The following is a 23,861-nucleotide window of genomic DNA, read 5'->3' on the forward strand; positions in this document are numbered from 1 at the left end:
GGGGTCACTGGTCTGAGCGTTCCTCCGCCAGGTGGAGGCCCGCCTCGATGACGGCGTTCATGATGGGCGCGAGCCGGGCCTCCCCCAGCGACGGCGCCCGGAGCGCCATCCGGGCCACGAGCGCGCGCTCCCGGGCGAGGTCGCGCCCCGCGAACCCGCCGACCGGCTTGATCCGCTGCACGATGCCCGCCAGCGCCGCCCGCCGCTCGAGCAGCGTGGCCAGGGCGGCGTCCACCCGGTCGATCGCCTGCCGGCACTCCGGCAACGTGGCGGGCGACTCCGGCCGCACCAACGCCCCGACGACCGTCACGGCCTCCTCGGCCACCCGCAGCGCCGACGCGCCGGTCCCGTCCAGGACGAGGCCGTCGACGCCCGCCGCCACCGCCGCGGCCGACAGCCCCACGTCATGGGACACGTCGGCGAGCACCGGACGCCCCGAGGCGGCGCGGGCCGCGCGCATCAGCCCCAGGTCCAGCCGGCCGCCCGCACACAGGATCACCCGCCCGTCGCCCGCGTCCGCGCAGTAGTGGGCCAGCCCCAGCCACTCCTCCATGGAGGCCGACGCCCGCCGCTCCACCACCACCGGCAGCCCCAGCCCGGCGGCAGCGCGTACCAGCGGGATGTCGCGCGTCCACGACGAGCCCACCACCACCGCGTCGGCCCTGGAGGCGATCGCCGGCAGGTCGGCGGCCGAGTACGGCTCCACCAGCGTGGCGTGCTCTCCCAGCACCTCATGCGCGTCCACCTGCCCGTGGTGCGCCCGCAGACTGACCCGGCCGCCGATCACCACGGCGGGCCCCTCGCCCACGAGCAGGTCACCCACCGCCACAGAGTGCCGTTCCAAGGTCGATGACATCCTCGACTCCCCATCTCGGGCCGGCCCCCAGAAGCCGGCGGGAAAACCAAAGAGGCAGAGACGGGTGTCTCTGCCTCGTGCCGGCTCCAGGTGGTCGCTAGCTGACGACCGGCTCTCCCGGAGCCGGCTCGGTAAACGCGTAGCGACAAGTCATGTCTGAAACCCTACACCCATGCCTCCACCTGCTGCCCGGCACTATTCACATGGCGGACTGACCTTCAAGCGAGTCGCCGTTGATCCCTCGCTATGGGAGTATTTCTTGGCCAGGAGGAGGGTTTGAGGCCGTTGATGTCGGATCGCAAGCAGGACGGACGCCGCATCGCCGGCCGCTACCAGCTGCAGGAACCCATCGGCAGGGGCGGAATGGGCATCGTCTGGCGTGCCTATGACGAGCTCCTCGACCGCACGGTCGCGGTCAAGGAGGTCAGGTACGCCGCCGCCCTGGGTGAGGAAGTGCAGCTGCTGAACCGGCGCACAATGCGCGAGGCGAGGGCGGCGGCGAGGTTCGAGCATCCCAACGTGATCGTCGTGCACGACGTGATCGAGGAGGACGACCGGCCCTGGATCGTCATGCAGCTCGTCCAGTCACGCTCGCTGGGGGCGGTGATCAAGGCGGACGGGCCGCTGCAGCACAAGCGGGTGGCCGAGATCGGCCTGGCCGTGCTGGACGCGCTGCACCGCGCCCACGAGGCGGGCGTCCTGCACCGTGACGTCAAACCCGAGAACGTGCTGCTGGCCGACGACGGCCGCGTCGTCCTCACCGACTTCGGCATCGCCACGCTCGAGACGGAAACGCAGCTCACCGTGACGGGCCTGGCCGGCACGCCGGCGTTCATCGCGCCCGAGCGGCTCAAAGGGCTGCCCGCCCGGCGCGAGTCGGACCTGTGGTCGTTAGGCGCCACGCTGTACACGGCCGTGGAGGGCCGCTCTCCCCACGAGCGGGGGATGGCCCTGGCCACCATGCACGCGGTGCTGACCGACGAGCCCGACCCCATGCCGCACGCGGGTCCGCTCACCGACGTGATCAGCGGGCTGCTGCGGAAGGAGCCGGTGCAGCGGCTCACCTATGAGGAGGCGCAGCGGATGCTGCGCCAGGTCATCGCGCAGGCGACCCCGCCGCCGACCATGCAGTTCCCCGCGACTGAGACGGTGCGCGTCCCCACCCCGTTCCGCAAGACCACACCGCCGCCGCCACCGCCGCCGGCCAAGGAGCCCTCCCAGGACAGGGCGCGCCCGTACGGCGAGTCGCGCACATATGGCAAGCCGCGCACGTACGGCAAGCCGCGTCCGGCGCCCGTCGAGGACGACACCCCGACCGATCCGCACGCGTCCCGGTCCTCGGCCCCGGCGCAGGCACCGGCCCAGTCCCCGGCGCAGGCACCGGCCGCCCCCGAGACCGGCGCGCGGATCACCCCCGCGCCGACCGTGGACCCGGCGCCTCCCGCCGAGTCCACGATGGACGCGGCCAGGCCGGACCGGCTGCGGGCCGGGCCGGTCGTCGCGGCGGGCGTGGCGGTCGTGCTGGTCGCCGCGGTCGGCGGCTATCTCGGCCTGAGCTCGGCCCCGGAAGACAGCACGCCGGACAAGGACAAGTCCCAGGCCGCGGTCGTCACGGCGAGCCCTTCACAGGCCCCGCCCAGCGCGTCCCAGCCGCCGTCGACGGCCACGCCCACGGTGTCGCCCACGGTGTCCCCCACGCAGAGCCCGTCCCCCGAGAAGCCGGAGGACTCGCTGCCCAAGGGCTGGAAGATGTACAAGGACAAGAAGCTCGGCTTCTCCGTCGGCCTGCCCAAGGGCTGGGACGTGCTGACCCGCGACGACAATCAGGTCAGGTTCAGGGGCCCGGGCGCGGCTTCCAACGCGTACCTCATGATCGAGGATGGCGGTAAGTCCGACAATGACCCGTACAAGGACTGGAAGAAGCAGGAGCCGAAACTCAACAACGTCTTCGGCGGCTACAAGAAGCTCGGCATCCACCGGGTCGACTACCAGAAGGCCGCCGCCGACTGGGACTTCACCTGGAGGACCAACACCGGCCTGACCCGCGTGCGCAACCGGGGCTTCATCACCGACAACGGCAGGGCGTACGCGATCTACTGGCACACGCTGAAGAGCCACTGGAAAGAGGACTACGACTTCTTCGAGGGCTTCTGCGCCACCTTCAAACCCGCAAAGTAGGCTTCACTGCGTGGAACGGCAGGTCAGCAACCGGTATCGCCTCATCGAGCCGCTCGGCGAAGGCGGGATGGGCGTGGTCTGGCGTGCCTATGACGAGCTGCTCGACCGTACGGTGGCGATCAAGGAGGTCCGCTACACGGGCGTCGGCGACGCCAAGCGGGCCGAGCTCAACCGCAGGACCATCAGGGAGGCCAGGGCGGCGGGCCGCCTCGACCACCCGTCGGTGATCGTCATCCACGACGTCGTCGAGGAGGACGGCCGGCCGTGGATCGTGATGCAGCTCGTGCGCTCGCGCTCGCTGGCCGAGGTGCTGCGCGAGCAGGGGCCGCTCACGGTGGGGCAGGCCGCGGTGATCGGCGGGCGGGTGCTGGACGCCCTGCGCGCCGCGCACGCCACCGGGGTGCTGCACCGCGACGTGAAGCCGGAGAACGTGCTGCTGGCCGACGACGGCCGGGTCGTCCTGACCGACTTCGGCATCGCCTCGCTGGAGGCCGAAGGGGGGCTGACGGCGACCGGCGGGCTGGTGGGCACGCCCGCGTATATGCCTCCCGAGCGGCTGAACGGCGAGCCCGCCCGGCCCGAGTCGGACCTGTGGTCGCTGGGGGCGACGCTGTACGCGGCCGTCGAGGGCGAGCCGCCGTTCAAGCGCGACTCGTGGGCGGCGACGGTGGCGGCGGTGCTGCGCGACGTGCCCCGGCCGCCGGCGCGGGCGGGCGCGCTGGAGCCGGTCATCATGGGGTTGCTGCACAGGGACCCGGCCGAGCGGCTGCCGGCCGACGAGGCCTCGAGGATCCTGTACGAGGTCGCCTCCGCCCGTCCCGCGCCCGGCGGCGACCCCCGCCGGCCGGGCGGCGCCCAGAGCCACGCGAGCCGCGGGACGGCCGCCTGGCACCCGACGGCCGACGGCGCGCCGCGCCCCACGCTCGCCTCGCGCGCCAGGCGTGGCAAGGCGCTGTGGATCGGCCTGCCTGCCGCCGTGGCCGCCGTGGCGGTGCTGGGCACGGGTGGCGTCCTGCTCTCCGACCGCTGGACGAGCGCCCCCACGACGACCAGCCCGGCGCCGACCGCCACCCCGGCGCCCTCGGTCACCACGAAGACCACGAAGGCGACGCCCACCGGCGGACCCACGGTCACGGTGCCCGCCGGCTGGCGGACCTTCACCAGCGCGGCGGGCCGCTTCTCGATCGCCATGCCCCGGCAGTGGCAGGCGGCGAAGCACCCCGAGAGGGACAGCATCACTTTCAAAGGCCCCGGCACCTCCGGGGCGATGATGGTCGAGTGGACCGTTCCTGAGTTCGCGTGGCGGGACCCGGCGCGGCAGTGGCTGGCGCTGGAGAAGGAGATCCAGGCCAAGGGCCAGTTCGCGCGGTACACCCGCATCGGCATCGACCGCACCAGATATCTCGGTCTGCAGGCCGCCGACTGGGAGTTCACGCGGGTACGCGACGGCGTGCTGATCCATGTGATCAACCGCGGCTTCCGCACCGCCGACGGCCGCCCGTACGCCCTCTACTGGGAGACGCCCGACTCCCGCTGGACCGCCGACAGGCGCTACTTCGAGACGTTCGCGAAGACGTTCAGACCGAGATGAAGGAGCAGGCGCACTTCTGGCGGCATCCGGCGGTGCCGGGCACCGACCTGCTCAAGGCCCGCTACGTCACCCACCGCTTCACCCGGCACGTGCATGACGGGTACGCCATCGGTGTGATCGTCAGGGGCGTCGAGGAGTTCGACTACCGCGGCACCCTGCTGCGTGCGGGCGCGGGCGAGGTGGTGCTGGTCAACCCCGACTCCGCGCACACCGGCCAGGCGGGCACGCCGGACGGCTGGTCGTACCGCATGCTCTACCCGTCGATCGACACGCTGGCCGGCGTCGCCGCCGAGCTGGGCGCGCCCTACGCGACGCCGCACTTCCCCGAGCAGGTCGTGCGCGACGACGCGGTGGCGGCGCTGCTGGCCAGGGCGCACCAGGCGGCCGAGCACGGCGACGCGCTGGCCGCCTCGACGCTGAGCCGCACGCTGTTCGCCCGGCTGGTCACTCGCCACGCGACTCCCCGCCCTGCCGCGGTCCTGCCCGCCGGGGGCGCGCGGGCCGTGCGGGAGGCGCTCGACCTGCTGCACGAGAGCCTCGTCGACCCGCCGACGCTGGAGGACCTGGCCGGCGCGGTGGGCGCGCGGCCGTTCGCGCTGCTGCGGGCGTTCAAGGCCGTGACTGGCCTGCCGCCGCACGCCTACCTCACCTCGCTCCGGGTACGCCAGGCGCGCCGCCTCCTCCAGTCCGGGGTACGCCCCGCGCAGGTGGCCGCCGAGGTGGGCTTCACCGACCAGGCCCACCTCAACCGGCATTTCAAGCGCATCGTAGGCGTGCCGCCCGCCGCCTACCAGCGTGCTGCAGGAACGTACAAGACCGGCGCTTCCCCCACCTCCTAGCCTCTTGCGGTATGGAACAGACAACACACCGTTCCGCCGCCGTGCGGGACGGCCTCGGCGTGGGCGTGGCCGTGGGGCTGTCGGGGGTCGCCTTCGGCGCCGCGGCGATCACAGCGGGCCTCAGCGTGCCGCAGGCGTGCGTGCTGAGCCTGCTGACGTTCACCGGCGCCTCCCAGTTCGCGCTGACCGGCGCGGTGGGCGCGGGCGGCGACCTGGTGACCGCCACCCTGGGCGCGCTGCTGCTGGGCGGCCGCAACACGCTCTACGGCCTGCGCCTGGCCGGCCTGCTGCGGGTACGCGGGCCGCGCCGGCTGCTGTCCGCGCACGGGGTGATCGACGAGACGACGGCCGTCACGCTGGCCCAGCCGGACGAGCAGGCGGCGCGCACCGGCTTCACGGTCACGTTCGTCAGCCTCTACCTCACCTGGAACCTGACCACGCTGGCGGGCGCGTACGGCGCGTCGTCCCTGGGCGACCCCGGCGTGCTGGGGCTGGACGTGGTGGGCCCGGCCGCGTTCCTGGCCATCCTCTGGCCCCGCCTGACCGCCACCGCGCAGCTGCGCCGGCTGGCCGCGGTCGCGGCGGCGATCGCGCTGTGCGCCACCCCGTTCCTGCCGCCCGGGGTGCCCGTGCTGCTCTCCGCCCTGCCGGTTGTCGCGGCCGTCCTGGTGGGGATGGCGCGATGACGCTGTGGTGGGCCATCGCCGCGCTCTGCGCGGGCTGCTACGCGCTCAAGCTGGCCGGGCTGGCGGCGCCGCGCCGGGTGCTTGAGCATCCGGCGATCCGCAGGTTCGCGGAACTGGTGCCGGTGGCGCTGCTGGCGGCGCTGATCGCGGTGCAGATGTTCACGGAGCAGGGCGGGCTGCGCTTCGACCCGGCCCGCACGGCGGGGCTGGGCGCCGCAGTCGTCGCGCTGCTGTTGCGGGCGCCCTTCCTGGTCATTCTGGCCGCGGCGGCCGTCGTCACCGCGCTTGTCCGGTTCTTTCTGGGGTAGTCGCCGGTGCATGTCCGAATCAGCGGAGATGGTGGGCGGGCGCTATCGGCTGCTCAGGACGATCGGCAAGGGCGGCATGGGCACGGTCTGGCAGGCCCACGACGAGGTGCTGGGCAGGGACGTGGCCGTCAAGGAGGTCCTGCCGCCGCCCGACCTCACGGACCCCGAGCGCGATGTGTTCGCCGTGCGGACGTTCAGGGAGGCGCGGGCGGCGGGCCGGGTGGCGCATCCGGGCGTGGCCACCGTGTACGACGTCCTGGAGGAGCACGGCCACCCGTGGATCGTCATGCAGCTCGTGCACTCCCGCACCTTAGGAGAGCTGATTCGCGAGGACGGCCCCATGCCTCCGGCCGAGGTGGCGAAGCTCGGGCTGCAGCTCATGGAAGCGCTGCGCGCGGCCCACGCGGCGGGCGTGCTGCATCGTGACGTGAAGCCGGACAACGTGCTGCTCACCGAGGACGGGCGGGCGGTGCTCACCGACTTCGGCATCGCCACCACGGAGGACGAGGCGCCCGTGACGCGTACGGGCATCCTGATCGGCACCCCCGCCTTCATGGCGCCGGAGCGCGCGGCCGGCGGCCAGGCCAGGCCCGCCTCGGACCTGTGGTCGCTGGGCGTGACGCTCTACCTGGCCGTCGAGGGCCACTCGCCCTTCCACCGGGACAACGCCCTGGCCACGCTCGGCGCGGTCATGCACGCCGAGCCGGAGCCGCTGGCCCGCGCCGGCGTGCTCGCCCCCATGCTGCTCGGCCTGCTGCGCAAGAACCCCGCGGAGCGCATGTCGCTGGAGAAGGCCGAGCGGCGGCTGGCCGCGATCATCGCGGGCGGCGCACCCGAGCAGACGGGTCCCGTCCCGATGCCCGCGGTGGCGCCGCGACCTCGGCGGCGCCGGCTGCCGGTGGCCGCGATCGCCGGGGGCGCGCTGATCGTGGCCGTCGTCACGGGCGGTGCGGCCTGGTGGTCCAACCGCCCGAGCGACCTGCCTCGCGACCCGGGCCCCGCCCCCGCCGTCGTGACCGCCACCCCGTCGGCCACCGGGCCCGAGCCGACCCCGGAGACGTCCCCCCAGACGTCCCCTCAGACCACACTGCAGACCACCTCGCAGAGCCCTCCGCAGACCGCCGCCACGCCTCCCGCTCCGCCGAGCTCACCGCCGGCCACCCGGGAGCAGGACAGGACACCCACCGCCGAACGCAAGAGCCCCAGCCGGGAGCCGACGCCCACCGAGAGCAAGACCAAGAAAAAGAAGAAACCGAAGCAGAAGGACCAGACGCCCTCCCAGGCCCCCGGCTCGGTCGAGCCGTCGGACCGGGGGCGGAGGAAGGTCAGGCGGCACCGCTGACCCCGCGGCCCCGCCGACGGCCGGGTCAGGACTCGTCGCGGACGATGTCCAGCGCCTTCTGCAGGTCCTGCGGGTAGTCCGTGCTGAACGACATCCACTCCCCCGTGGCCGGGTGCTCGAACCCGAGCGCCACGGCGTGCAGCCACTGCCGCGTGACCCCCAGGCGGGCCGCCAGCGTCGGGTCGGCGCCGTACAGCAAGTCGCCGACGCAGGGGTGCCGCAGCGCCGCCATGTGCACCCTGATCTGGTGCGTACGCCCGGTCTCCAGCTTGATGTCCAGCAACGAGGCCGCGCGGAACGCCTCGACGGTGTCGTAATGGGTGACGGACGGCTTGCCCCCGGCCACCACCGCGAACCGCCCGTCCCCAGAGGGGTGCCGGTCGATGGGCGCGTCCACCGTGCCCCGGAACGGGTCAGGATGTCCCTGCACCAGCGCGTGGTAACGCTTGTCGACCGTGCGCTCCTTGAAGGCCCGCTTGAGCCGCGAGTACGCCGTCTCGCTCTTGGCCACCACCATCGCCCCCGTGGTGTTGGCGTCGAGCCGGTGCACGATGCCCTGCCGCTCGGCCGCCCCGCTGGTGGCGATGGTGTGACCGGCACCGAGCAGCCCGCCGATCACGGTCGGCCCGGTCCAGCCGACGGTCGGGTGGGCCGCCACCCCGATCGGCTTGTTGACCACGATGATGTCGTCGTCCTCGTACACGACCGTCATGCCCGGCACCGGCTCGGCGACCGGCATCGGCGTGGTGACCGGCGGCGGCATCGTCACGTCGAGCCACGCGCCGGCGTGCACCCGGTCCGACTTGGCCGGCTGCCGCCCGTCCACCAGCACCTCGCCCGCGACGATCAGCTCGGCCGCGCGGGTGCGGGAGAAGCCGAACAGGCGCGAGAGCGCGGCGTCGAGCCGCTCGCCCTCCAGGCCGTCGGGGACGGGAAGACTGCGCTGCTCACTCACCCTTCGCCACCTCCTTGGACCCGTCGATCTGCACGTTCCGCCAGGCCAGGAGCACCGCCAGGATGCCGCCGCAGACGATGGCCGAGTCGGCGATGTTGAAGACGGGGAAGTAGTCGATGACGGGGAAATGCCCGGGCAGCACCTCGATGAAGTCGACGACGTGCCCCTGGAGCTGCGTGGCACGCCCGATGCCCGACGGGTAGCGCAGCAGCCGGTCGGTGAGGTTGCCGAGCGCCCCGCCGAGCAGCAGGCCGAGCGTGATCGCCCAGGACCGGCTGCCCAGCTTGCGGGCGGTGCGCACGATGGCCACGACCACGCCCAAGGCGATGAACGTGAAGACGAAGGTCATTCCGGTGCCGATGCTGAACGCGGCACCGGAATTGAAGATCACCCGGAACTGCAGCACGTCCGGGATGACGACGAGCGGCGCCCGGCCCTCAAGTGTGCGCAGCACCACCGTCTTGGTGATGAGGTCGCCCGTGTAGATCACGGCCGCCAGCACGACGAGGACGGCGACGAGGCGCCCGCGGGACCGGCCCGCCGGCGCTACCGGCGCTCCTCCTTCTGCTTGCAGGCCACGCACAGCGTCGCCCTCGGGAACGCCTGAAGGCGTTCCTTGCCGATCGGCTTGTGGCACGATTCGCACACTCCATAGGTCCCTGCGTCGATCCTGGCGATCGCACGTTCGTTCTGCGCGACCAGATCGCGCGCATTCAGGGTAAGGGCGATCTCGCGTTCGCGCTCGTACGTCTTGGCGCCGGCGTCCGCCTGGTCGTCGCCGGCTCCCTGGGTGACGTCTCCAGAGGCTATCTCCGTCTCGTGGCGGCGGATGTCCGCGTTGAGCTCGTCGATCTCGCTCTGAAGCCTGCCGCGTACCTCGGCCAGCTCCCGCTCCGACCACGTCGACGGTGTAGCGGTGGTCTGCGTGACTGCCGCCATGGCTGCCTCCATTGCTGATCAAGGCCGTAAATGGTGCGGGCAGCTTAGGATCCAGATAACGGAACGGCAAACGACCCGCCGGACGGTTTACCTCCCCCGTACTATCCCGCCTCGCGCATTCAACTCCTCCACAGGGGCGTCCATTCCCACAACTTTGTCGGTTGCGTACCGACGTGGGCCGCCGGACGGTGCGTCCCCGGGAAACCAGGAAGCCTTCGCCTCCACTCTGCGTTATGGTTTGAGACTGCAAGGCGTTGATGGGGCCCGACTGTGAGGGATATCACCCCGGAGCCGCCGGAAGAACGGCTCGTGCGAGCTCATTAGACCCGGCAGCAGACCAAACGAAGAGGGCCTCCCCCGGGGGAGGTCAAGAAGGGTGGTACCGCGGAGCCGCATGGCTTCGTCCCTTCACGCAAGCCTGCCGGCCGATGATGCGTGGAGGTCACGCCCGAAATGTCTTCCCCAACGTTCCGCTCTCTTCCCGCGCAGGTCGACCTGCCCGCGCTCGAGCGTGAGGTCCTCGACCGCTGGCGGGACGGGAAGATCTTCGAGCGTTCCGTGGAGCAGAACTCCGGTAACCCGTCCTGGGTCTTCTACGAGGGTCCGCCCACCGCGAACGGCCTGCCCGGCGTGCACCACGTCGAGGCCCGGGTGTTCAAGGACCTCTTCCCGCGCTACAAGTCCATGCGCGGATTCAGCGTTCCGCGTAAGGCCGGATGGGACTGCCACGGCCTGCCGGTCGAGGTCGGCGTCGAGCGCGAGCTGGGCCTGACCGGCAAGAAGGACATCGAGGAATACGGCATCGCCGAGTTCAACGCCAAGTGCCGCGAGTCGGTGCTGCGGCACGTGGACGCGTTCGAGCAGATGACCGAGCGCATGGGCTACTGGATCGACCTGTCCCAGGCGTACCGGACGATGGACCCGTCCTACATCGAGTCGGTGTGGTGGTCGCTGAAGGTCGTGTGGGACAAGGGGCTGCTGTTCCGCGACTTCCGCATCACTCCGTACTGCCCGCGCTGCGGCACGGGGCTGTCCGACCACGAGCTGGGCCAGCCCGGCGGCTACGAGAACGTCTCCAGCCCGTCGGTCTACGTCCGCATGCCGGTGACCTCCGGGCCGCTGGCCGAGCTGGGCGCCTCCCTGCTCGTGTGGACGACCACGCCGTGGACCCTCGTGTCCAACACGGCGGTCGCCGTGCACCCCGACGTGACCTACGTCGCGGCGCGCACGGCGGACGGCGAGGTCCTGGTGGTGGCCGAGCCGCTGCTGTCGGTCCTGGGCGAGGGCGCGACCGAGGTGGCCCGCCACACGGGGCGCGAGCTGGAGCACACCACGTACTCCCGCCCGTTCGACCTGGTCGACATCCCCGGCGCCCACTACGTCGTGCTCGGCGACTACGTCACGGTCGAGGACGGCACCGGCCTGGTCCACCAGGCCCCGGCGTTCGGCGCCGACGACATGGCCGTGATCAAGCGGTACGACATGCCCGTCGTCAACCCGATCGGCCCCGACGGCCGCTTCCTCGACGACGTGCCCATGGTCGGCGGCCGGTTCTTCAAGGACGCCGACGAGGAGCTGACCGAGGACCTGCGCGCCCGCGGGCTGCTCTACCGCGGCGGCCACTTCGAGCACGCCTACCCCCACTGCTGGCGCTGCCACACCCCGCTGCTCTACTACGCCCTCCCGTCCTGGTACATCCGCACCACGGCGGTCAAGGACAAGATGCTGGCGGAGAACGCCGACACCAACTGGTACCCCGAGACGATCAAGTGGGGCCGGTTCGGCGAGTGGCTGCGCAACAACGTCGACTGGTCGCTGTCGCGCTCGCGCTACTGGGGCACGCCGCTGCCGCTGTGGGTGTGCTCCGCGGACGAGTCCCACGTGACGTGCGTCGGCTCGCTGGCGGAGCTGGGCAACCTGGCCGGCCAGGACATCTCGGCGCTCGACCCGCACCGCCCGTACGTCGACGACGTGACCTTCGACTGCCCGTCGTGCGGCGCTCTCGCGCGCCGCGTGCCGGACGTCATCGACGCCTGGTACGACTCCGGCTCCATGCCGTTCGCCCAGTGGGGCGAGCACGGCAAGCCGGAGGGCGTCTATCCGGCGCAGTTCATCTGCGAGGCCACCGACCAGACGCGCGGCTGGTTCTACTCGCTGATGGCCGTCGGCACGCTCGTCTTCGGCCAGTCCTCCTACGAGAACGTGCTCTGCCTCGGCCTCATCCTCGCCGAGGACGGCCGCAAGATGAGCAAGCACCTGGGCAACATCCTCGAGCCGATCCCGCTGATGGACCAGCACGGGGCCGACGCGCTGCGCTGGTTCATGGCCTGCTCGGGCTCGCCCTGGGCGGCGCGCCGGGTGGGGCACAACGCGCTGGAGGAGATCGTCCGCAAGGTCCTGCTGACGCTCTGGAACACCTCGTCGTTCTTCACCCTCTACGCGAACGCCGAGTCCTGGTCGCCGTCCATGCTCGCGGAGGCCACGCCGGTGGCCGAGCGCCCGCTGCTCGACCGCTGGGTGCTGGCCGAGCTGCACAGGACGGTGAGCGAGGTCACGGCGTCCCTGGACGAGTACGACACCCAGCGCGCCGGCCGCCGCCTGGCCGACTTCCTCGACGACCTGTCCAACTGGTACGTGCGCCGCTCGCGCCGCCGGTTCTGGCAAGGGTCGCTGGAGGCGTTCGCGACGCTGTACGAGTGCCTGGAGGCGGTGACGCGGCTGATGGCCCCCATCACGCCGTTCGTCACCGACTACCTCTGGGACGTGCTGCGCGCCCCCGAGGCGCCCTCCTCGGTGCACCTGGCCTCCTGGCCCACGGTGCGCGAGGACCTGCTCGACCCGGTGCTGTCCGACCAGATGGCTCTGGTGCGGCGCCTGGTGGAGCTGGGCCGCTCGGCCCGCGCCTCCTCGGGCGTCAAGACCCGCCAGCCGCTCCGCCGGGCCCTGGTGGGGGCGCACGGCTGGCCGTCGCTGCCCGGTGAGCTCCGTGGGCTGGTGGCGGACGAGCTGAACGTCCACGCGCTCGAGGACATGTCCGGATTCAGCGCCGATCTCGTGTCCTACTCCGTCAAGCCCAACTTCCGGGCCCTGGGCAAGCGCTTCGGCTCCCAGACCAAGCTGGTGGCCGCCGCGGTCTCCGCCGCCGACCCCACCCGCGTGGCCCGCGCCCTCCGCTCCGGCTCCACGGTCATGGTGGAGGCAGACGAGCTGGGCGAGATCATGCTCGGCCCCGACGACGTGATCGTCAACGAGCAGCCCCGCTCGGGCTGGGCGGTGGAGACGGGCGCGATCGGCACCGGCACGGGCGAGACGGTGGCCCTGGACCTGGAGCTCACGGACGACCTGCGCCGCGCCGGTCTCCTGCGCGAGGTCATCCGCCTGGTCCAGGACGCCCGCAAGTCGACCGGCCTGTCGATCACCGACCGGATCGACCTGTGGTGGACCACGTCCTCCCCTGACCTCGCCGCGGCCCTGCGTACCGAGGGGCACGTGGTGGCGGAGGAGGTCCTGGCGACCACGGTCACGGAGGGCACGGCGCCGGACCTCCCGTCCCACACGGACGAGGACCTGTCGCTGGTCTTCCAGCTCCGCCGCGCCTGACGACACCGGATGCTGCGGTGGGGCCCGCCCCACCGCAGCTCACCATGCCTGTATCGGCCACCATGCGGCCGCGCCCGCCCCCAACGCGCCCGCCTCAGCGCCACGGCCCGCTACCAACGGCTTATGCCGCGCAGCACCCACTGCACCGCGCCTCGTCACTGGTTGCTAGCCGGCCTCAAGCGCCAATATCGCCACACAGGGGGTCACTGCAACCCCATCTCACCGCAGCCCGCGCTGCGTCAGGCCACGCATGGCCACGCGCAGCGCCCACCGCGCCCGGGTCGGTTGACCGGCCGCGCGCCCACAGGGGGACGGCGGCGCGCCGGTCGGTGCTCGGAACGGGGCGACGACCGGCTTACAGCTCACCGTCTCGCGGCAGTTCTCAGCTCACCGTCTCGCGGTCGTGTTGGCAGACCGAGCAGCTCGTCAGCCCGGCCGCCTCGGCTGCGGCCAGCGTCATCGTCTCCACGCCCGTCTCCCCCGCACCCCTGATCAACGGGCAGGCGGTGCTGTGGTAGCGGCGGGTGCCGACGATGACCTTCACCATCTCCGTGCGCCCGCCCTTGCCTCCAGCCCCGGCGCCCGCAGGGCCGGTGGGCTCGTCACCGCCCTCGGCGGATCCGGCGGCCTCAGGCTTGGCGGCGCCGGTCTTGGGCGCGGCCGAAGCATCCGCCTTCGGCGCGGTCGCGGCGCCCGTCTTTGGCGGAGCCGATGCACCCGTCTTGGCAGCGGCCGAAGCACCCGTCTTTGGCGCAGCCGAAGCGCCTGTCTCAGGAACGGCCGAAGCACCCGTCTTGGACGCGGGCGAAACACCCGTCTTAGGCGCGGGCGAGGCACCGGACTTGGGCGTCGCGCCGGTCTCCTCTCCTCTGGACGCCCCGCCCTTGCCGGCGCCCGTATCGGGCGTGTCCCCCTTCTGTGCGGACGGCTTGCCCGCTGCGGCCTTGGGAGCGTCCGTGCCGGACGTGTCGCCGTCGGAGCGTGGGCCGGAGGATCCGGGCTTCGGACCCGCACCGCCTGACCCGGCCGCAACGGGTGCGCCCGTCGCCTTGGACGGCCGGCCACCGGTCTTGGACGGGGTCGCAGGCGGCTGTTCCGGGCTCGCGCCCGTGGCGGGCGGCCGTTCGGGGCTGGTCTTTCCCGTCGCCGCCGGCTTGGCAGCCGGGCCCGTACCGGAAGGGCGTCCCTCGGATGATCTGGCGGTCGTGCCGGAACCGGGGGGAAGCGGGCCCTTGGGCTTGGCCTCCGACTCGGCCGAGGACGCGGGCCGCTCGGGCACCACCGCGCTCGCCCCGGTCGTGGCGGGCCCCTTGGCGGCCCCAGAAGGACGCTGTGACGGCCCGGAAGCCCCACCCTGGGCACCTGGACGGGCCGGCACCGCCGAAGAGGGCACGCGCGGCTGCGGCGCCGTGGCCGGCCCCGAGGAGTCGTCCTCGTCGGCCGCAGCCGAGGGCTGTCCCGGCTTCGTCCCGGACGGCCGGGGTGCACCGGTGGATGAACCGGGCTTGTTCCCGGGCTGCTCGGGCGTGGCCCGCTGCGACGGCTTGCCCGCCGGCGCTCCGCTCTTGCCCGGAGTGCCCGGAGCGCCGGAAGCGCCCGGAGCGGGCTCGTCCGTGGCAGGCGACGCGGAAGCCTTGGCAGGCGATGCCGATGGCTTGGCAGGCGCGCCCTTGGCGGGGCCGCCCGCGGAAGAGGCTCCAGAAGCGGGGCGGGGCGGCGTCGAGCCGGGCCTGTGCGCTGCCGACGGCGGCCGGAAATAAGAAGTCTGCTTCTCCGCCTGATCCTCGTCAGGTTCGGCGGAGGTGGAGGGGCGGCCGAACCACCCGGTGGCGCCTTCCTCGTCGGTGGCGGCAGGCTCCGGGGTGGGGGTGGAAGCCTTCATTCCGGGCTTCGGCGGGGCGACCGGCGGACGTACGTCGCGGGTCTCCGCGGAGTTTTCCGCCCGGCTCTCCGCCGTGGCGGCGGGGCCGGGTGCGACGACGGGCTCGGGGTCGGCGGCAGGCGGCAGCTGCCGTCCGCCGAGCGCTGCGTCAGGCAGGCACGTCGTGCAGGGCGTGAAGCCCTCCGCGCGTGCCTCCTCGTAGGTGAGCTCCTCGCTGTCCCGCCCACTCAGCTGCCGGCAGCCGGACACGTGGTAACGCTTGCGTCCGGGGATCACCAGCACGATCGCATCCGGTGAGATGCCGCTCGCCGCGGGGCGGCGCGGAGCGGCGGGAACGGTCGCCGTCCGCTGAGGCGTCTGCGGATGCGGTTGTGGCCTCGGAGGCTGATGGTGAGCCGTGGGGCCGGCCTGGGTGACCGTAGGGCCGGTCTGGGTGTACGGCATGCCCGGCGGCATGAGCCCTTTCGGTGGGGTGGCCGGCGCAGCGGCCTGCCCACCACCGGGAAAAAGCTCGTTTCGCCGCAGGAACGCCCCGATCACGAGGAACAGCGCGGACAGCACGCTGACCACAATGGACCACATGATCAGGAACGGCTTAGCCAGTACGAAGCCCGCGATCAGCAACACGACTGCCGCGAGCACCAAACCAGCACTGATAAGGATCACAGGGGAGCTCTTTCGAGTGACAGGTCCTAGCGACCCGTTACTTTACCGGCGGTCGTTGTGAGGACCGTCACCGCCGGGAAAGGCGCCCTGCGGAGCCTCGCCGCCGAACGGGCTGGGACCACCGGGAAGAGGCTGCTGGCCGCTCTGCGACACGGCGTGCGACATGGCGGGAGCCTGACCCTGCGGACCACCGGACATCACCGGGAACCCACCGCTGCCCTCTGCGGAGACGTTGAGCTCGGCGAGCTGGTTTTCCAGGTAGAGCTTGAGCCTGCTGCGGTATTCGCGCTCGAAGCTGCGCAGCTCCTCGACCTTGCGCTCGAGCTCGTCGCGGGTCTGCACCAGCGAGCCCATCGCCTGGCGGTGGCGCTCCTGCGCGTCGCGCTCGAGCGTCTCGGCGCGGGCGCGGGCGTCGCCGATGACCTGCTCGGCCTGGCGGCGCGCCTTGGTGAGGATCTCGTCGGCCTCGCGGCGGGCGCGGGTGACCGTCTCGTCCGCCTCCCGGCGGGCGTCGGAGATCGCCTGGTCGGCGGTCTGCTGGGCGAGCGCGAGCACGCGGGCCGCGGTGTCCATGTTGTCCTCGGCGGGAGGCATGTTCATGGCCACGGGCACCGGCTGCTGCACGGGGGGCGGCTCGGGGGCACGCATGGGCTCCGGCTGCGGGGGCGGAGCCATCATCTCGGGCTTGGGCTGCTCCTGGACCGGGGCGGAGGCCATGGGCATGTTCATGCCGCCCGGCACCTTCCCGCGCAGGCACTCGGCCAGCTTCGCGCGGAGCTCTTCGTTCTCTTGGATCAGACGGTCCAGCTCAGCCTCCACCTCGTCGAGGAAGGCATCGACCTCTTCCTCGTCGTAGCCCGGCCGCAGCCGGGTGGTACTGAACTGCTTGTTCCGCACATCAGCGGGCGTCAGCGGCATTTTTTGGTCTCCTTGGCGCGCTTTGGAGTCTGTCCGGAGGGGACGGTAACCCGAATCACTTCAGCGCGGACACGAGTTTGAACACGACCGGCGCGACACCGGCCCGGTCATCGCAGCGATCCCGCGATCTGGATCAGGAGCAGCACGACGATGAACAGGACAGTGAAGCTTAGGTCAAAGGCCACCGTACCCAACCGGAGCGGAGGAATGAAACGGCGGAGGAACTTGAGTGGTGGGTCGGTTGCGGTGTAAGTGGCCTCGGCCAGCACCAGGATGACACCGGATGGGCGCCACTGGCGGGCGAAAGCCTGCACCGTCTCAAAGATCATCCTACCTATGAGCAGCACCAGGTAGAGAGACAGGACTACGACCAAGATCTGACTGACGATCCCCACGGCCCGGCCGCGCCTCCACTTCTGATGTGCCCTCCCGGCCTCGGCGAGACCTGGTTGGGTGCGATAGACATACAGAGACTCTAACTCTGGTTGAAGAACCCGCGTTCCGCGATTCGGGCCTTGTCCTCAGCGGTCACCTCGACATTGGCAGGGGACAACAGGAACACCTTGTTGGTAACACGTTCAATGCTGCCATGTAGGCCAAAGACCAGACCTGCCGCGAAATCGACAAGCCGCTTGGCGTCGCTGTCAACCATCTCAGTCAGGTTCATGATGACCGGGGTGCCGTCGCGGAAGTGCTCCCCGATGGTACGCGCCTCGTTGTACGTCCGCGGATGGAGGGTCGTGATGCGGGCCAGATCGGTCGTGCGACGCTCCAGAACGGCCGCAGCGGGTCTCGGCGCGGGCACCCCTGCGTCGGGCTCGTCGTCGCGGTCCTGGACCGCCACGGGCCGCTCCTCGCCGGTTCGCTGCCCCTCGTCCTCGTAGGCGTACTCGTCCGTGTACGTCTCATATCTCTCGTAGCGGTCGTCCTCCACGAGACCGAGGTAGACCGCCATCTTGCGCATCGCGCCGGCCATCGCTACGTCGTCCTCCTGCTCCTGGTCGCACTCGCTCGGGGTCCGTCGCCGGAGCCCGAGGCGGTAGCCGTACCCCCTTGGAGCTCACCGCTGATCGACCTCTACTTGGTCGTGAGCCTGAAGACCCACTTGGGGGGACATTACCTGACGAAGGGCTTGCGGCGACCGAGCAACGCCGTACCGATCCGCACGTGTGTCGCGCCGTACGCGATGGCTTCCGTGAGGTCTTCGCTCATTCCGGCCGAAATCATCGTGGCACGTGGGTGCTGCTCCTCCAGTCGCGTGGCCACGTCACGCAGTCTGGCGAACGCCTTGGCGGGCTCCTCGTGCAGCGGCGCCACCGCCATGACGCCCCCGAGCCACACGCCCTCGGCCAGAGCCACCTCGTCGGCCAGCTCGAGCACGTCGGCGGGCCGGGCGCCGCCCCTGGCCGGGTCGTCGTCGAGCGCGACCTGGATCAGGCAGCCGATCCTGCGGCCCTGGCGCACCGCCTCCGTGCTGATCGCCTCCACCAGCCGCAGGCGGTCCACTGAGTGGATCACGTCGGCGTACGAGACGACGGAGCGTACCTTGTTCGTCTGGAGCTGCCCGACGAAATGCCAGGTCAGCGAGAGCCCCGCGAGCTCTTGCGCCTTGGCCGCGGCCTCCTGGTCGCGGTTCTCGCCGATGTCGCGCACGCCCAGCTCGGCCAGGATCCGCACGTCCTCGGCCGGACGGGTCTTCGTGACGGCGACCAGCGTGACCTCTCCGCGGTCGCGCCCCACCGCGTGGCAGGCCGCCGCGATGCGCGCGTCGACCTCGGCGAGCCCGGCCGCGATCTCGTCCCTTCTCACGTGAGTCTCCCTTTCACTACGGGCCGGCCCAGGGTACGCCTTCGCGCACACGACGGCGCCGCTCCCGGATCCTGCCGGGGAGCGGCGTCAGGCGGCCGGGCTATTTGAGGAAGTCGGGGACGTCGAGCTCCTCTTCCTGGTCCTCGAAGATCACCCTAGGACGTTTGGGGGGCTCCGACATGCGGGAGATGATGGGCGTGGGCGGGTTGGCGGGCTCGGGCGTGGGCCGGGGGATCGAGACGGGGCCGGACGGCTCCTCGGCGGCGGGCTCGTCGTCCACGGGCTCGGCGACCTGCGCCGACTCCACCGGCCGCACCGGCTCGGGGCGCGGCGGCTCCGGTCGGGGCTCAGGACGCGGCTCGGGCCTGAACTCGGCGCGCGGCTCGGGGCGGGGCTCCGCTCTGAACTCGGCACGCGGCTCAGGGCGGAATTCGGGGCGCGGCTCGGGCCTGAAGTCCCCGCGCGGCTCCGGACGCACCTCAGCGCGCGGCTCAGGGCGCACCGCGGGCTGCTCCGACTTCACGCTGGGGGACGCGACGCTCGGCCGCGCAGGGGACGACACGGGTGGCGCGGCGGGCTGGGCGGGGCGGCTCGCCGGGCGGGGCACCTGCTTCTCCACCGGCGGCGGCACGTCGTCGAAGCCGGCCGCGATCACCGTCACGCGCACCTCGTCGCCGAGCGCGTCGTCGATGACCGTACCGAAGATGATGTTGGCGTCGGGCGCGGCGGCCATGGACACGAGCTGCGCGGCCTCGTTGATCTCGAACAGGCCCAGGTCGGAGCCGCCCGCGATCGACAGCAGCACGCCGTGGGCGCCGTCGATGCTGGCCTCCAGCAGCGGGCTGGAGACGGCCATCTCGGCCGCCGCCACCGAGCGGTCGTCGCCGCGGGCATGGCCGATGCCCATGAGCGCCGAGCCGGCGCCCGACATGACCGACTTGACGTCGGCGAAGTCGAGGTTGATCAGACCGGGGGTGGTGATCAGGTCGGTGATGCCCTGGACACCCGAGAGCAGCACCTGGTCGGCCGCCTTGAACGCGTCGAGCACGCTCACCTGCCGGTCGGAGATCGACAGCAGCCGGTCGTTGGGGATCACGATCAGCGTGTCGACCTCGTCGCGCAGCGTCTCGATGCCGGCTTCGGCCTGCATGGCCCTGCGCCGCCCCTCGAAGCTGAACGGCCTGGTCACGACGCCGATGGTCAGCGCGCCGAGCGACCTGGCGATGTTGGCGACGACGGGCGCGCCGCCCGTGCCGGTGCCGCCGCCCTCGCCCGCCGTGACGAAGACCATGTCGGCCCCCTTGAGGACCTCCTCGATCTCCTCACGGTGGTCCTCGGCCGCCTTGCGCCCCACGTCGGGGTTGGCGCCGGCGCCCAGTCCGCGCGTGAGCTCGCGGCCCACGTCGAGTTTCACATCGGCGTCACTCATCAGCAGCGCCTGGGCGTCGGTGTTTATCGCGATGAACTCGACGCCCTTGAGTCCCTCCTCGATCATCCGGTTGACGGCGTTGACTCCGCCGCCGCCGATGCCGACGACCTTGATGACCGCGAGGTAGTTCTGCGGTGCTGCCACGACGAGGGGCCTTTCCGCTCGTTGACTTGCCATTTCGGTGCGGATTGTCTCCGCTTTTGTCTCTTCGGATAACTCTCAACCTCAGGTTGAGATTTAGATTTATGTCAACCTGAGGATTGATACGGACAGTAGGAGTCCCCTGCCTGGCGGGTCAACTAACCGCGCCGCAAGCACGTCCGGCGTGTCGCGGGCTGTCCGTTTCGCTCCGAAGTCGCGCCTGGTCGGGGGCTCCTCCGCCCGACGTACGACTTAAGGCTCTCACGCCGTGACCCCCACCTCGCACAAGCTCGGCCATGCCTTGCCGCGGACTTGCCCACTCTTGATCACTTCAGCGTCACCACATCCGGTGAGCTGACGTCGTACACCGTGGCTTTCTCCCGTTTGAGGAGCGAAGTCAGGATGCGGCCCTTCTCCTCGGGCCGGTCGGTGCCGCCCCAGATGACGGTCCGCCCGTCCGACAGCTTCAGGGTCACGCCCTCGGCCGTTCCCGCGCGCACCTCCCTGATCTTGGGCGCCACCTCGTCCGGAACCGCCTGGATCACCTGGATCGCCGCCTTCATGGCCGGGTCGTCCGCCGCAGTCGTGCCGACCTTGAGCACCGGCAGCATGGGCGGCGCCGCGGACTTGACCTCGATCACCACGCCCTGCTTGTCGACGATCGCGAACTTGCCGCCCGCGGGGATCGCGGCGACGGGCTCGCGCTCGACCACCTCGATCTTGAGCGTGCCCGGCCAGACCCGGTCCACCTTGGCGCTGGCGAGCTGTCTGATGCCCAGGACGCGGCCCTCGACGTCGGCGAGGTTCACGGTGGCGAGAGGATGGAGGTCGGCCACGCCGGCCTGCTGCTTGATGCGCTCGCTCGGCACTGTGAGATTTCCCACGATCTCGATCGAGCGCACGCCCAGGACGGGCGAGAAGAACACCAGCCAGGCGGCCGAGCCCACCACTCCCGCCGTGAGCAGCACCAGGAACGCCGTCCGCGCCTTCATCGCCCTCCCCATGCCGGCCCATGCGCGTCGGCACAGAACCTACGCCGACGCACGTCGCAACACCGCACGCCACGCCCAAACGGCGGCAAGCCCGCCCTCATCGCCCATCCAGGGGCCTCAGCGGGATCGAGACTCTCCCGCCGTCCCGGTTGCGGTCCTTCGGGGGCCGAGGCGTGCTGAACGCTCCACCGCCCGCCCCTTTCCCCAAGGACCCTCAGCACTCGCGGCGGGGCGGAGACTCTCCCGCCGGTCAGGAGGTGAGACGGGCCACGATCTGCGGTCCGAGCTCCGTGACGTCGCCCGCGCCCATGGTGAGCACGATGTCGCCCGGCCGCGCCCGCTCGGCCACCAGCGCGGGCACCGTGGCCCGGTCCGGCGCGTACGCGACCCGCTCAGGAGGCAGCGGCACCCGCCCGGCCACCATCGCCCCGGAGACCCCAGGCTCGGGATCCTCGCGGGCCCCGTAGACGTCGAGCACGATGGCCTCGTCGGCCAGCCCGAGCGCCGCACCGAACTCGTCGGCGAAGAACCGGGTGCGCGAGTAGAGGTGCGGCTGGAAGATCGCGATGACCCGGCCGTCGCCGGAGTAGGAGGCGACCACGTCGCGGGCGGCCTTCAGGTCGGCGGTCAGCTCGGTCGGGTGGTGCGCGTAGCTGTCGAACACCGCGATGCCGCCGGCCTCCCCCTTGGCCTCGAAGCGCCGCTTGGCCCCCGTGAAGGCGCCGAGGCCCTGCCTGATCTCCTCGAACGGCAGCCCGAGCTCGTCGGCCACGGCGATCACCGCGGTGGCGTTGAGCGCGTTGTGCGCGCCGGGGACGGCCAGCCGCACGTCGCCCCTGCCCTCGATGTCGAAGACCGTGCCGAACCCGTCGGGCCTGATCCCGCTCACGCGGTAGTCCTCGCCCTGCACGCCGTACGTCCTGACCCGCAGCCCCCGCTCGCGCGCCCGGCGAGCCAGCTCGGCCGCGCCCGGGTCGTCGGCGCAGACGATGAGCAGCGAGCCGACCCGCTCGGCGAACCTGGCGAAGCTGTCGTGCACGGCCCGCGGGTCGCCGTAGTTGTCGAGGTGGTCGGCCTCGACGTTGGTCACCACGGCGATGTCGGGCGCCAGCATGAGGAACGAGCCGTCGCTCTCGTCGGCCTCGGCCACGAACACCTGGCCCTCGCCGTCGTCGGCGCCGAGCCCGGTGGTGACGAGCTGGCCGCCCACGCAGTAGGACGGGTCGGTCCCGCACTTCTGCAGCGCCACGGTCAGCATCGAGGTGGTGGTGGTCTTGCCGTGGGTGCCCGCGATGGCCACGGCGGTGCGCCCGGCCATGACGGAGGCCAGCGCGGCGGCCCGCGGGATGATCCGCAGCCCCTGCTTGAGCGCCTCGCCCAGCTCGGGGTTGGAATCGCGGATGGCAGTCGAGACGACCACGGTGTCGACGTCTCGCACGTGCGATGCGGCGTGGCCGATGTGGACGGTGGCGCCCAGCTCGCGCAGCTCGGTGATCAGCTCTGAGCTGCGCGCGTCGCTGCCTGACACCCGCACGCCGCGTTTGAGCAGGATGCGGGCGATGCCCGACATGCCTGCGCCGCCGATGCCGATGAAGTGCACCCGCCCCAGGTCCGCTACGGCGACGGGATCGACCAGCTTGACGAGACTCATCGGGCTATCTCCAACACTTTCCTGGCGAGCATGATATCGGCGTCCTTGCGTCCCAGCCTGGACGCCGCCCCTGACATGGCGACGACCCGCTCGGGATCGCGGAGGATGGGCAGCACGTTGTGAATGATCCATTCGGGTGACAGGCCAGCGTCGTCGACCATCAGGCCCCCGCCGCCCTGGGCGATGCGCCCGGCGTTGATGGCCTGCTCGCCGTTGCCGTGCGGCAGCGGCACGTACGCGGCGGGCAGCCCGACCGCGGTCAGCTCCGCGCACGTCAGCGCGCCGGCGCGGCACAGCACGAAGTCGGCGGCCGCGTAGGCGAGGTCCATGCGGTCGACGTAGGGCAGCAGCACGTACTGCGGGTCGCCCGGCGGGGGCTCGTGATCGACGGTGTGGTTGGGGCCGAGCACGTGGAGCACCTGCACCCCCGCCCTGCGCAGCACGGGGGCGGCGCCGAGCGCGGCCTCGTTGAGCGACCTGGCCCCCTGCGAGCCGCCGAACACCAGCAGCGTCGGCCGGTCGTTCTCCAGCCCGAACCAGGAGCGCGCCTTGTCGCCCATGGACAGCCGGTCGAGGTTGACGATCTCGCGGCGGATCGGGGTGCCGATGTATTCGGCCTTGGGCAGCGTGGTGTCGGGGAAGCCGGTGAAGACGTGGTCGGTGAGCCGGGCGCCGAGCCGGTTGGCCAGCCCGGGGCGCGGATTGGCCTCATGCACGACGATCGGCACGCCGCGCCGCTTGGCCGCCAGGTAGGCGGGGGTCGCGACGTAGCCGCCGAAGCCGACGAGGACGTCGGCCTCGGCCCGGTCGAGTATGCCGGCCGCCGCGTTGATCGCACCTGCCAGCCTCCCGGGCACGGTGAGCAGGCTCGGAGTGATCGCCCTTGGCAGCGGCACGGCCGGCACCAGCGCCAGCTCGTAGCCCCTGGCTGGGACGAGCCGGGTCTCCAGACCGCGCTCCGTGCCCATGCAGGTGATGCCGGCGCCCCGGTCAAGATGGCGCAGCGCGTCCGCAAGGGCGAGCGCGGGCTCGATGTGCCCGGCCGTCCCCCCACCGGCGAGGACCACCCTCATCTCGGT

Annotated in this window: 20 protein-coding genes; 7 read left to right on the plus strand and 13 right to left on the minus strand. The window is 71.7% G+C overall.

Features of this window, described 5'->3' with window-relative positions; translation table 11 throughout:
- Window positions 1-4: 4 nt before the first annotated feature.
- Window positions 5-856: a chorismate mutase gene (locus ABN273_RS07755; RefSeq protein ID WP_349447956.1), complete on the minus strand. Its 852-nt coding sequence runs from the start codon at window positions 854-856 to the stop codon at window positions 5-7.
- A 288-nt stretch (window positions 857-1,144) separates the two neighbouring features.
- Here ABN273_RS07755 and ABN273_RS07760 point away from each other — a divergent pair, with 288 nt between their 5' ends.
- The 6 genes from ABN273_RS07760 to ABN273_RS07785 are packed head-to-tail and all read left to right on the plus strand — an operon-like array spanning window position 1,145 to window position 7,800.
- Entirely contained in the window at window positions 1,145-3,034 is a 1,890-nt protein-coding gene (locus tag ABN273_RS07760; protein WP_349447957.1) for a serine/threonine-protein kinase, read from the plus strand.
- Window positions 3,035-3,044: 10 nt separating this feature from the next.
- Window positions 3,045-4,625 (plus strand): serine/threonine-protein kinase, encoded by a 1,581-nt coding sequence (locus ABN273_RS07765; protein ID WP_349447958.1) that lies wholly within the window; start codon window positions 3,045-3,047, stop codon window positions 4,623-4,625.
- Window positions 4,622-5,464 (plus strand): AraC family transcriptional regulator, encoded by an 843-nt coding sequence (locus tag ABN273_RS07770; RefSeq protein WP_349447959.1) that lies wholly within the window; start codon window positions 4,622-4,624, stop codon window positions 5,462-5,464. Before ABN273_RS07765 ends, ABN273_RS07770 begins: the two co-directional genes overlap by 4 nt.
- An 11-nt stretch (window positions 5,465-5,475) precedes the next feature.
- On the plus strand, window positions 5,476-6,150 hold the full coding sequence (locus tag ABN273_RS07775; protein WP_349447960.1) for an AzlC family ABC transporter permease: 675 nt from the start codon (window positions 5,476-5,478) through the stop codon (window positions 6,148-6,150).
- Window positions 6,147-6,458, plus strand: a complete 312-nt coding sequence (locus tag ABN273_RS07780) for an AzlD domain-containing protein (RefSeq protein ID WP_349447961.1) — start codon at window positions 6,147-6,149, stop codon at window positions 6,456-6,458. The genes ABN273_RS07775 and ABN273_RS07780 overlap by 4 nt, the downstream gene beginning before the upstream one ends.
- A gap of 10 nt (window positions 6,459-6,468) precedes the next feature.
- On the plus strand, window positions 6,469-7,800 hold the full coding sequence (locus tag ABN273_RS07785) for a serine/threonine-protein kinase (RefSeq protein WP_349447962.1): 1,332 nt from the start codon (window positions 6,469-6,471) through the stop codon (window positions 7,798-7,800).
- Between the two features lie 25 nt (window positions 7,801-7,825).
- On the opposite strand, the gene ABN273_RS07790 is transcribed toward ABN273_RS07785, so the two are convergent.
- Genes ABN273_RS07790 through ABN273_RS07800 form a run of 3 tightly spaced genes read right to left on the minus strand, consistent with a single transcriptional unit; the run spans window position 7,826 to window position 9,706 of the window.
- Window positions 7,826-8,755 (minus strand): RluA family pseudouridine synthase, encoded by a 930-nt coding sequence (locus tag ABN273_RS07790; protein ID WP_349447963.1) that lies wholly within the window; start codon window positions 8,753-8,755, stop codon window positions 7,826-7,828.
- Complete coding sequence (gene lspA, locus ABN273_RS07795) at window positions 8,748-9,257, minus strand: signal peptidase II (RefSeq protein WP_349447964.1); 510 nt, start codon at window positions 9,255-9,257, stop codon at window positions 8,748-8,750. The genes ABN273_RS07790 and lspA overlap by 8 nt, the downstream gene beginning before the upstream one ends.
- 44 nt (window positions 9,258-9,301) lie before the next feature.
- Complete coding sequence (locus ABN273_RS07800; RefSeq protein WP_502910967.1) at window positions 9,302-9,706, minus strand: TraR/DksA family transcriptional regulator; 405 nt, start codon at window positions 9,704-9,706, stop codon at window positions 9,302-9,304.
- A 441-nt stretch (window positions 9,707-10,147) separates the two neighbouring features.
- On the opposite strand from ABN273_RS07800, the gene ileS reads away from it, so the two are divergent.
- A complete protein-coding gene (gene ileS / locus ABN273_RS07805) occupies window positions 10,148-13,294 on the plus strand; it encodes an isoleucine--tRNA ligase (protein WP_349447966.1) in 3,147 nt (1,048 codons plus the stop codon).
- Between the two features lie 382 nt (window positions 13,295-13,676).
- Here ileS and ABN273_RS07810 read toward each other — a convergent pair whose 3' ends face one another.
- From ABN273_RS07810 to murG, 9 genes are all read right to left on the minus strand, one after another.
- Entirely contained in the window at window positions 13,677-15,842 is a 2,166-nt protein-coding gene (locus ABN273_RS07810) for a hypothetical protein (protein ID WP_349447967.1), read from the minus strand.
- A 42-nt stretch (window positions 15,843-15,884) separates the two neighbouring features.
- A complete protein-coding gene (locus ABN273_RS07815) occupies window positions 15,885-16,760 on the minus strand; it encodes a DivIVA domain-containing protein (RefSeq protein ID WP_349447968.1) in 876 nt (291 codons plus the stop codon).
- A 107-nt stretch (window positions 16,761-16,867) separates the two neighbouring features.
- On the minus strand, window positions 16,868-17,155 hold the full coding sequence (locus ABN273_RS07820; protein ID WP_349447969.1) for a YggT family protein: 288 nt from the start codon (window positions 17,153-17,155) through the stop codon (window positions 16,868-16,870).
- Window positions 17,156-17,235: 80 nt separating this feature from the next.
- Window positions 17,236-17,736, minus strand: a complete 501-nt coding sequence (locus ABN273_RS07825) for a cell division protein SepF (protein ID WP_349447970.1) — start codon at window positions 17,734-17,736, stop codon at window positions 17,236-17,238.
- A 140-nt stretch (window positions 17,737-17,876) separates the two neighbouring features.
- Complete coding sequence (locus ABN273_RS07830; protein WP_349447971.1) at window positions 17,877-18,569, minus strand: YggS family pyridoxal phosphate-dependent enzyme; 693 nt, start codon at window positions 18,567-18,569, stop codon at window positions 17,877-17,879.
- 100 nt (window positions 18,570-18,669) lie between these two features.
- On the minus strand, window positions 18,670-20,142 hold the full coding sequence (gene ftsZ / locus ABN273_RS07835) for a cell division protein FtsZ (protein ID WP_349447972.1): 1,473 nt from the start codon (window positions 20,140-20,142) through the stop codon (window positions 18,670-18,672).
- 323 nt (window positions 20,143-20,465) lie between these two features.
- Window positions 20,466-21,131, minus strand: a complete 666-nt coding sequence (locus ABN273_RS07840; protein ID WP_349447973.1) for a cell division protein FtsQ/DivIB — start codon at window positions 21,129-21,131, stop codon at window positions 20,466-20,468.
- Between the two features lie 250 nt (window positions 21,132-21,381).
- Window positions 21,382-22,782, minus strand: coding sequence for a UDP-N-acetylmuramate--L-alanine ligase (gene murC / locus ABN273_RS07845; RefSeq protein ID WP_349447974.1), 1,401 nt, complete (start codon window positions 22,780-22,782; stop codon window positions 21,382-21,384).
- On the minus strand, window positions 22,779-23,855 hold the full coding sequence (gene murG, locus ABN273_RS07850) for an undecaprenyldiphospho-muramoylpentapeptide beta-N-acetylglucosaminyltransferase (protein ID WP_349447975.1): 1,077 nt from the start codon (window positions 23,853-23,855) through the stop codon (window positions 22,779-22,781). Before murG ends, murC begins: the two co-directional genes overlap by 4 nt.
- Between the last annotated feature and the right edge of the window lie 6 nt (window positions 23,856-23,861).

It is taken from the genome of Nonomuraea sp. B19D2, assembly GCF_040137845.1.
GTDB lineage: Bacteria > Actinomycetota > Actinomycetes > Streptosporangiales > Streptosporangiaceae > Nonomuraea.

Bases quoted from the DNA above. Each gene is read 5' to 3' on its own strand.
- ABN273_RS07755 (WP_349447956.1), bottom strand. From the start codon at position 856: ATGTCATCGACCTTGGAACGGCACTCTGTGGCGGTGGGTGACCTGCTC.
- ABN273_RS07760 (WP_349447957.1), top strand. From the start codon at position 1,145: ATGTCGGATCGCAAGCAGGACGGACGCCGCATCGCCGGCCGCTACCAG.
- ABN273_RS07770 (WP_349447959.1), top strand. From the start codon at position 4,622: ATGAAGGAGCAGGCGCACTTCTGGCGGCATCCGGCGGTGCCGGGCACC.
- ABN273_RS07775 (WP_349447960.1), top strand. From the start codon at position 5,476: ATGGAACAGACAACACACCGTTCCGCCGCCGTGCGGGACGGCCTCGGC.
- ABN273_RS07780 (WP_349447961.1), top strand. From the start codon at position 6,147: ATGACGCTGTGGTGGGCCATCGCCGCGCTCTGCGCGGGCTGCTACGCG.
- ABN273_RS07785 (WP_349447962.1), top strand. From the start codon at position 6,469: ATGTCCGAATCAGCGGAGATGGTGGGCGGGCGCTATCGGCTGCTCAGG.
- ABN273_RS07800 (WP_502910967.1), bottom strand. From the start codon at position 9,706: ATGGAGGCAGCCATGGCGGCAGTCACGCAGACCACCGCTACACCGTCG.
- ileS (WP_349447966.1), top strand. From the start codon at position 10,148: ATGTCTTCCCCAACGTTCCGCTCTCTTCCCGCGCAGGTCGACCTGCCC.
- ABN273_RS07815 (WP_349447968.1), bottom strand. From the start codon at position 16,760: ATGCCGCTGACGCCCGCTGATGTGCGGAACAAGCAGTTCAGTACCACC.
- ABN273_RS07825 (WP_349447970.1), bottom strand. From the start codon at position 17,736: ATGGCCGGCGCGATGCGCAAGATGGCGGTCTACCTCGGTCTCGTGGAG.
- ABN273_RS07840 (WP_349447973.1), bottom strand. From the start codon at position 21,131: ATGAAGGCGCGGACGGCGTTCCTGGTGCTGCTCACGGCGGGAGTGGTG.
- murC (WP_349447974.1), bottom strand. From the start codon at position 22,782: ATGAGTCTCGTCAAGCTGGTCGATCCCGTCGCCGTAGCGGACCTGGGG.
- murG (WP_349447975.1), bottom strand. From the start codon at position 23,855: ATGAGGGTGGTCCTCGCCGGTGGGGGGACGGCCGGGCACATCGAGCCC.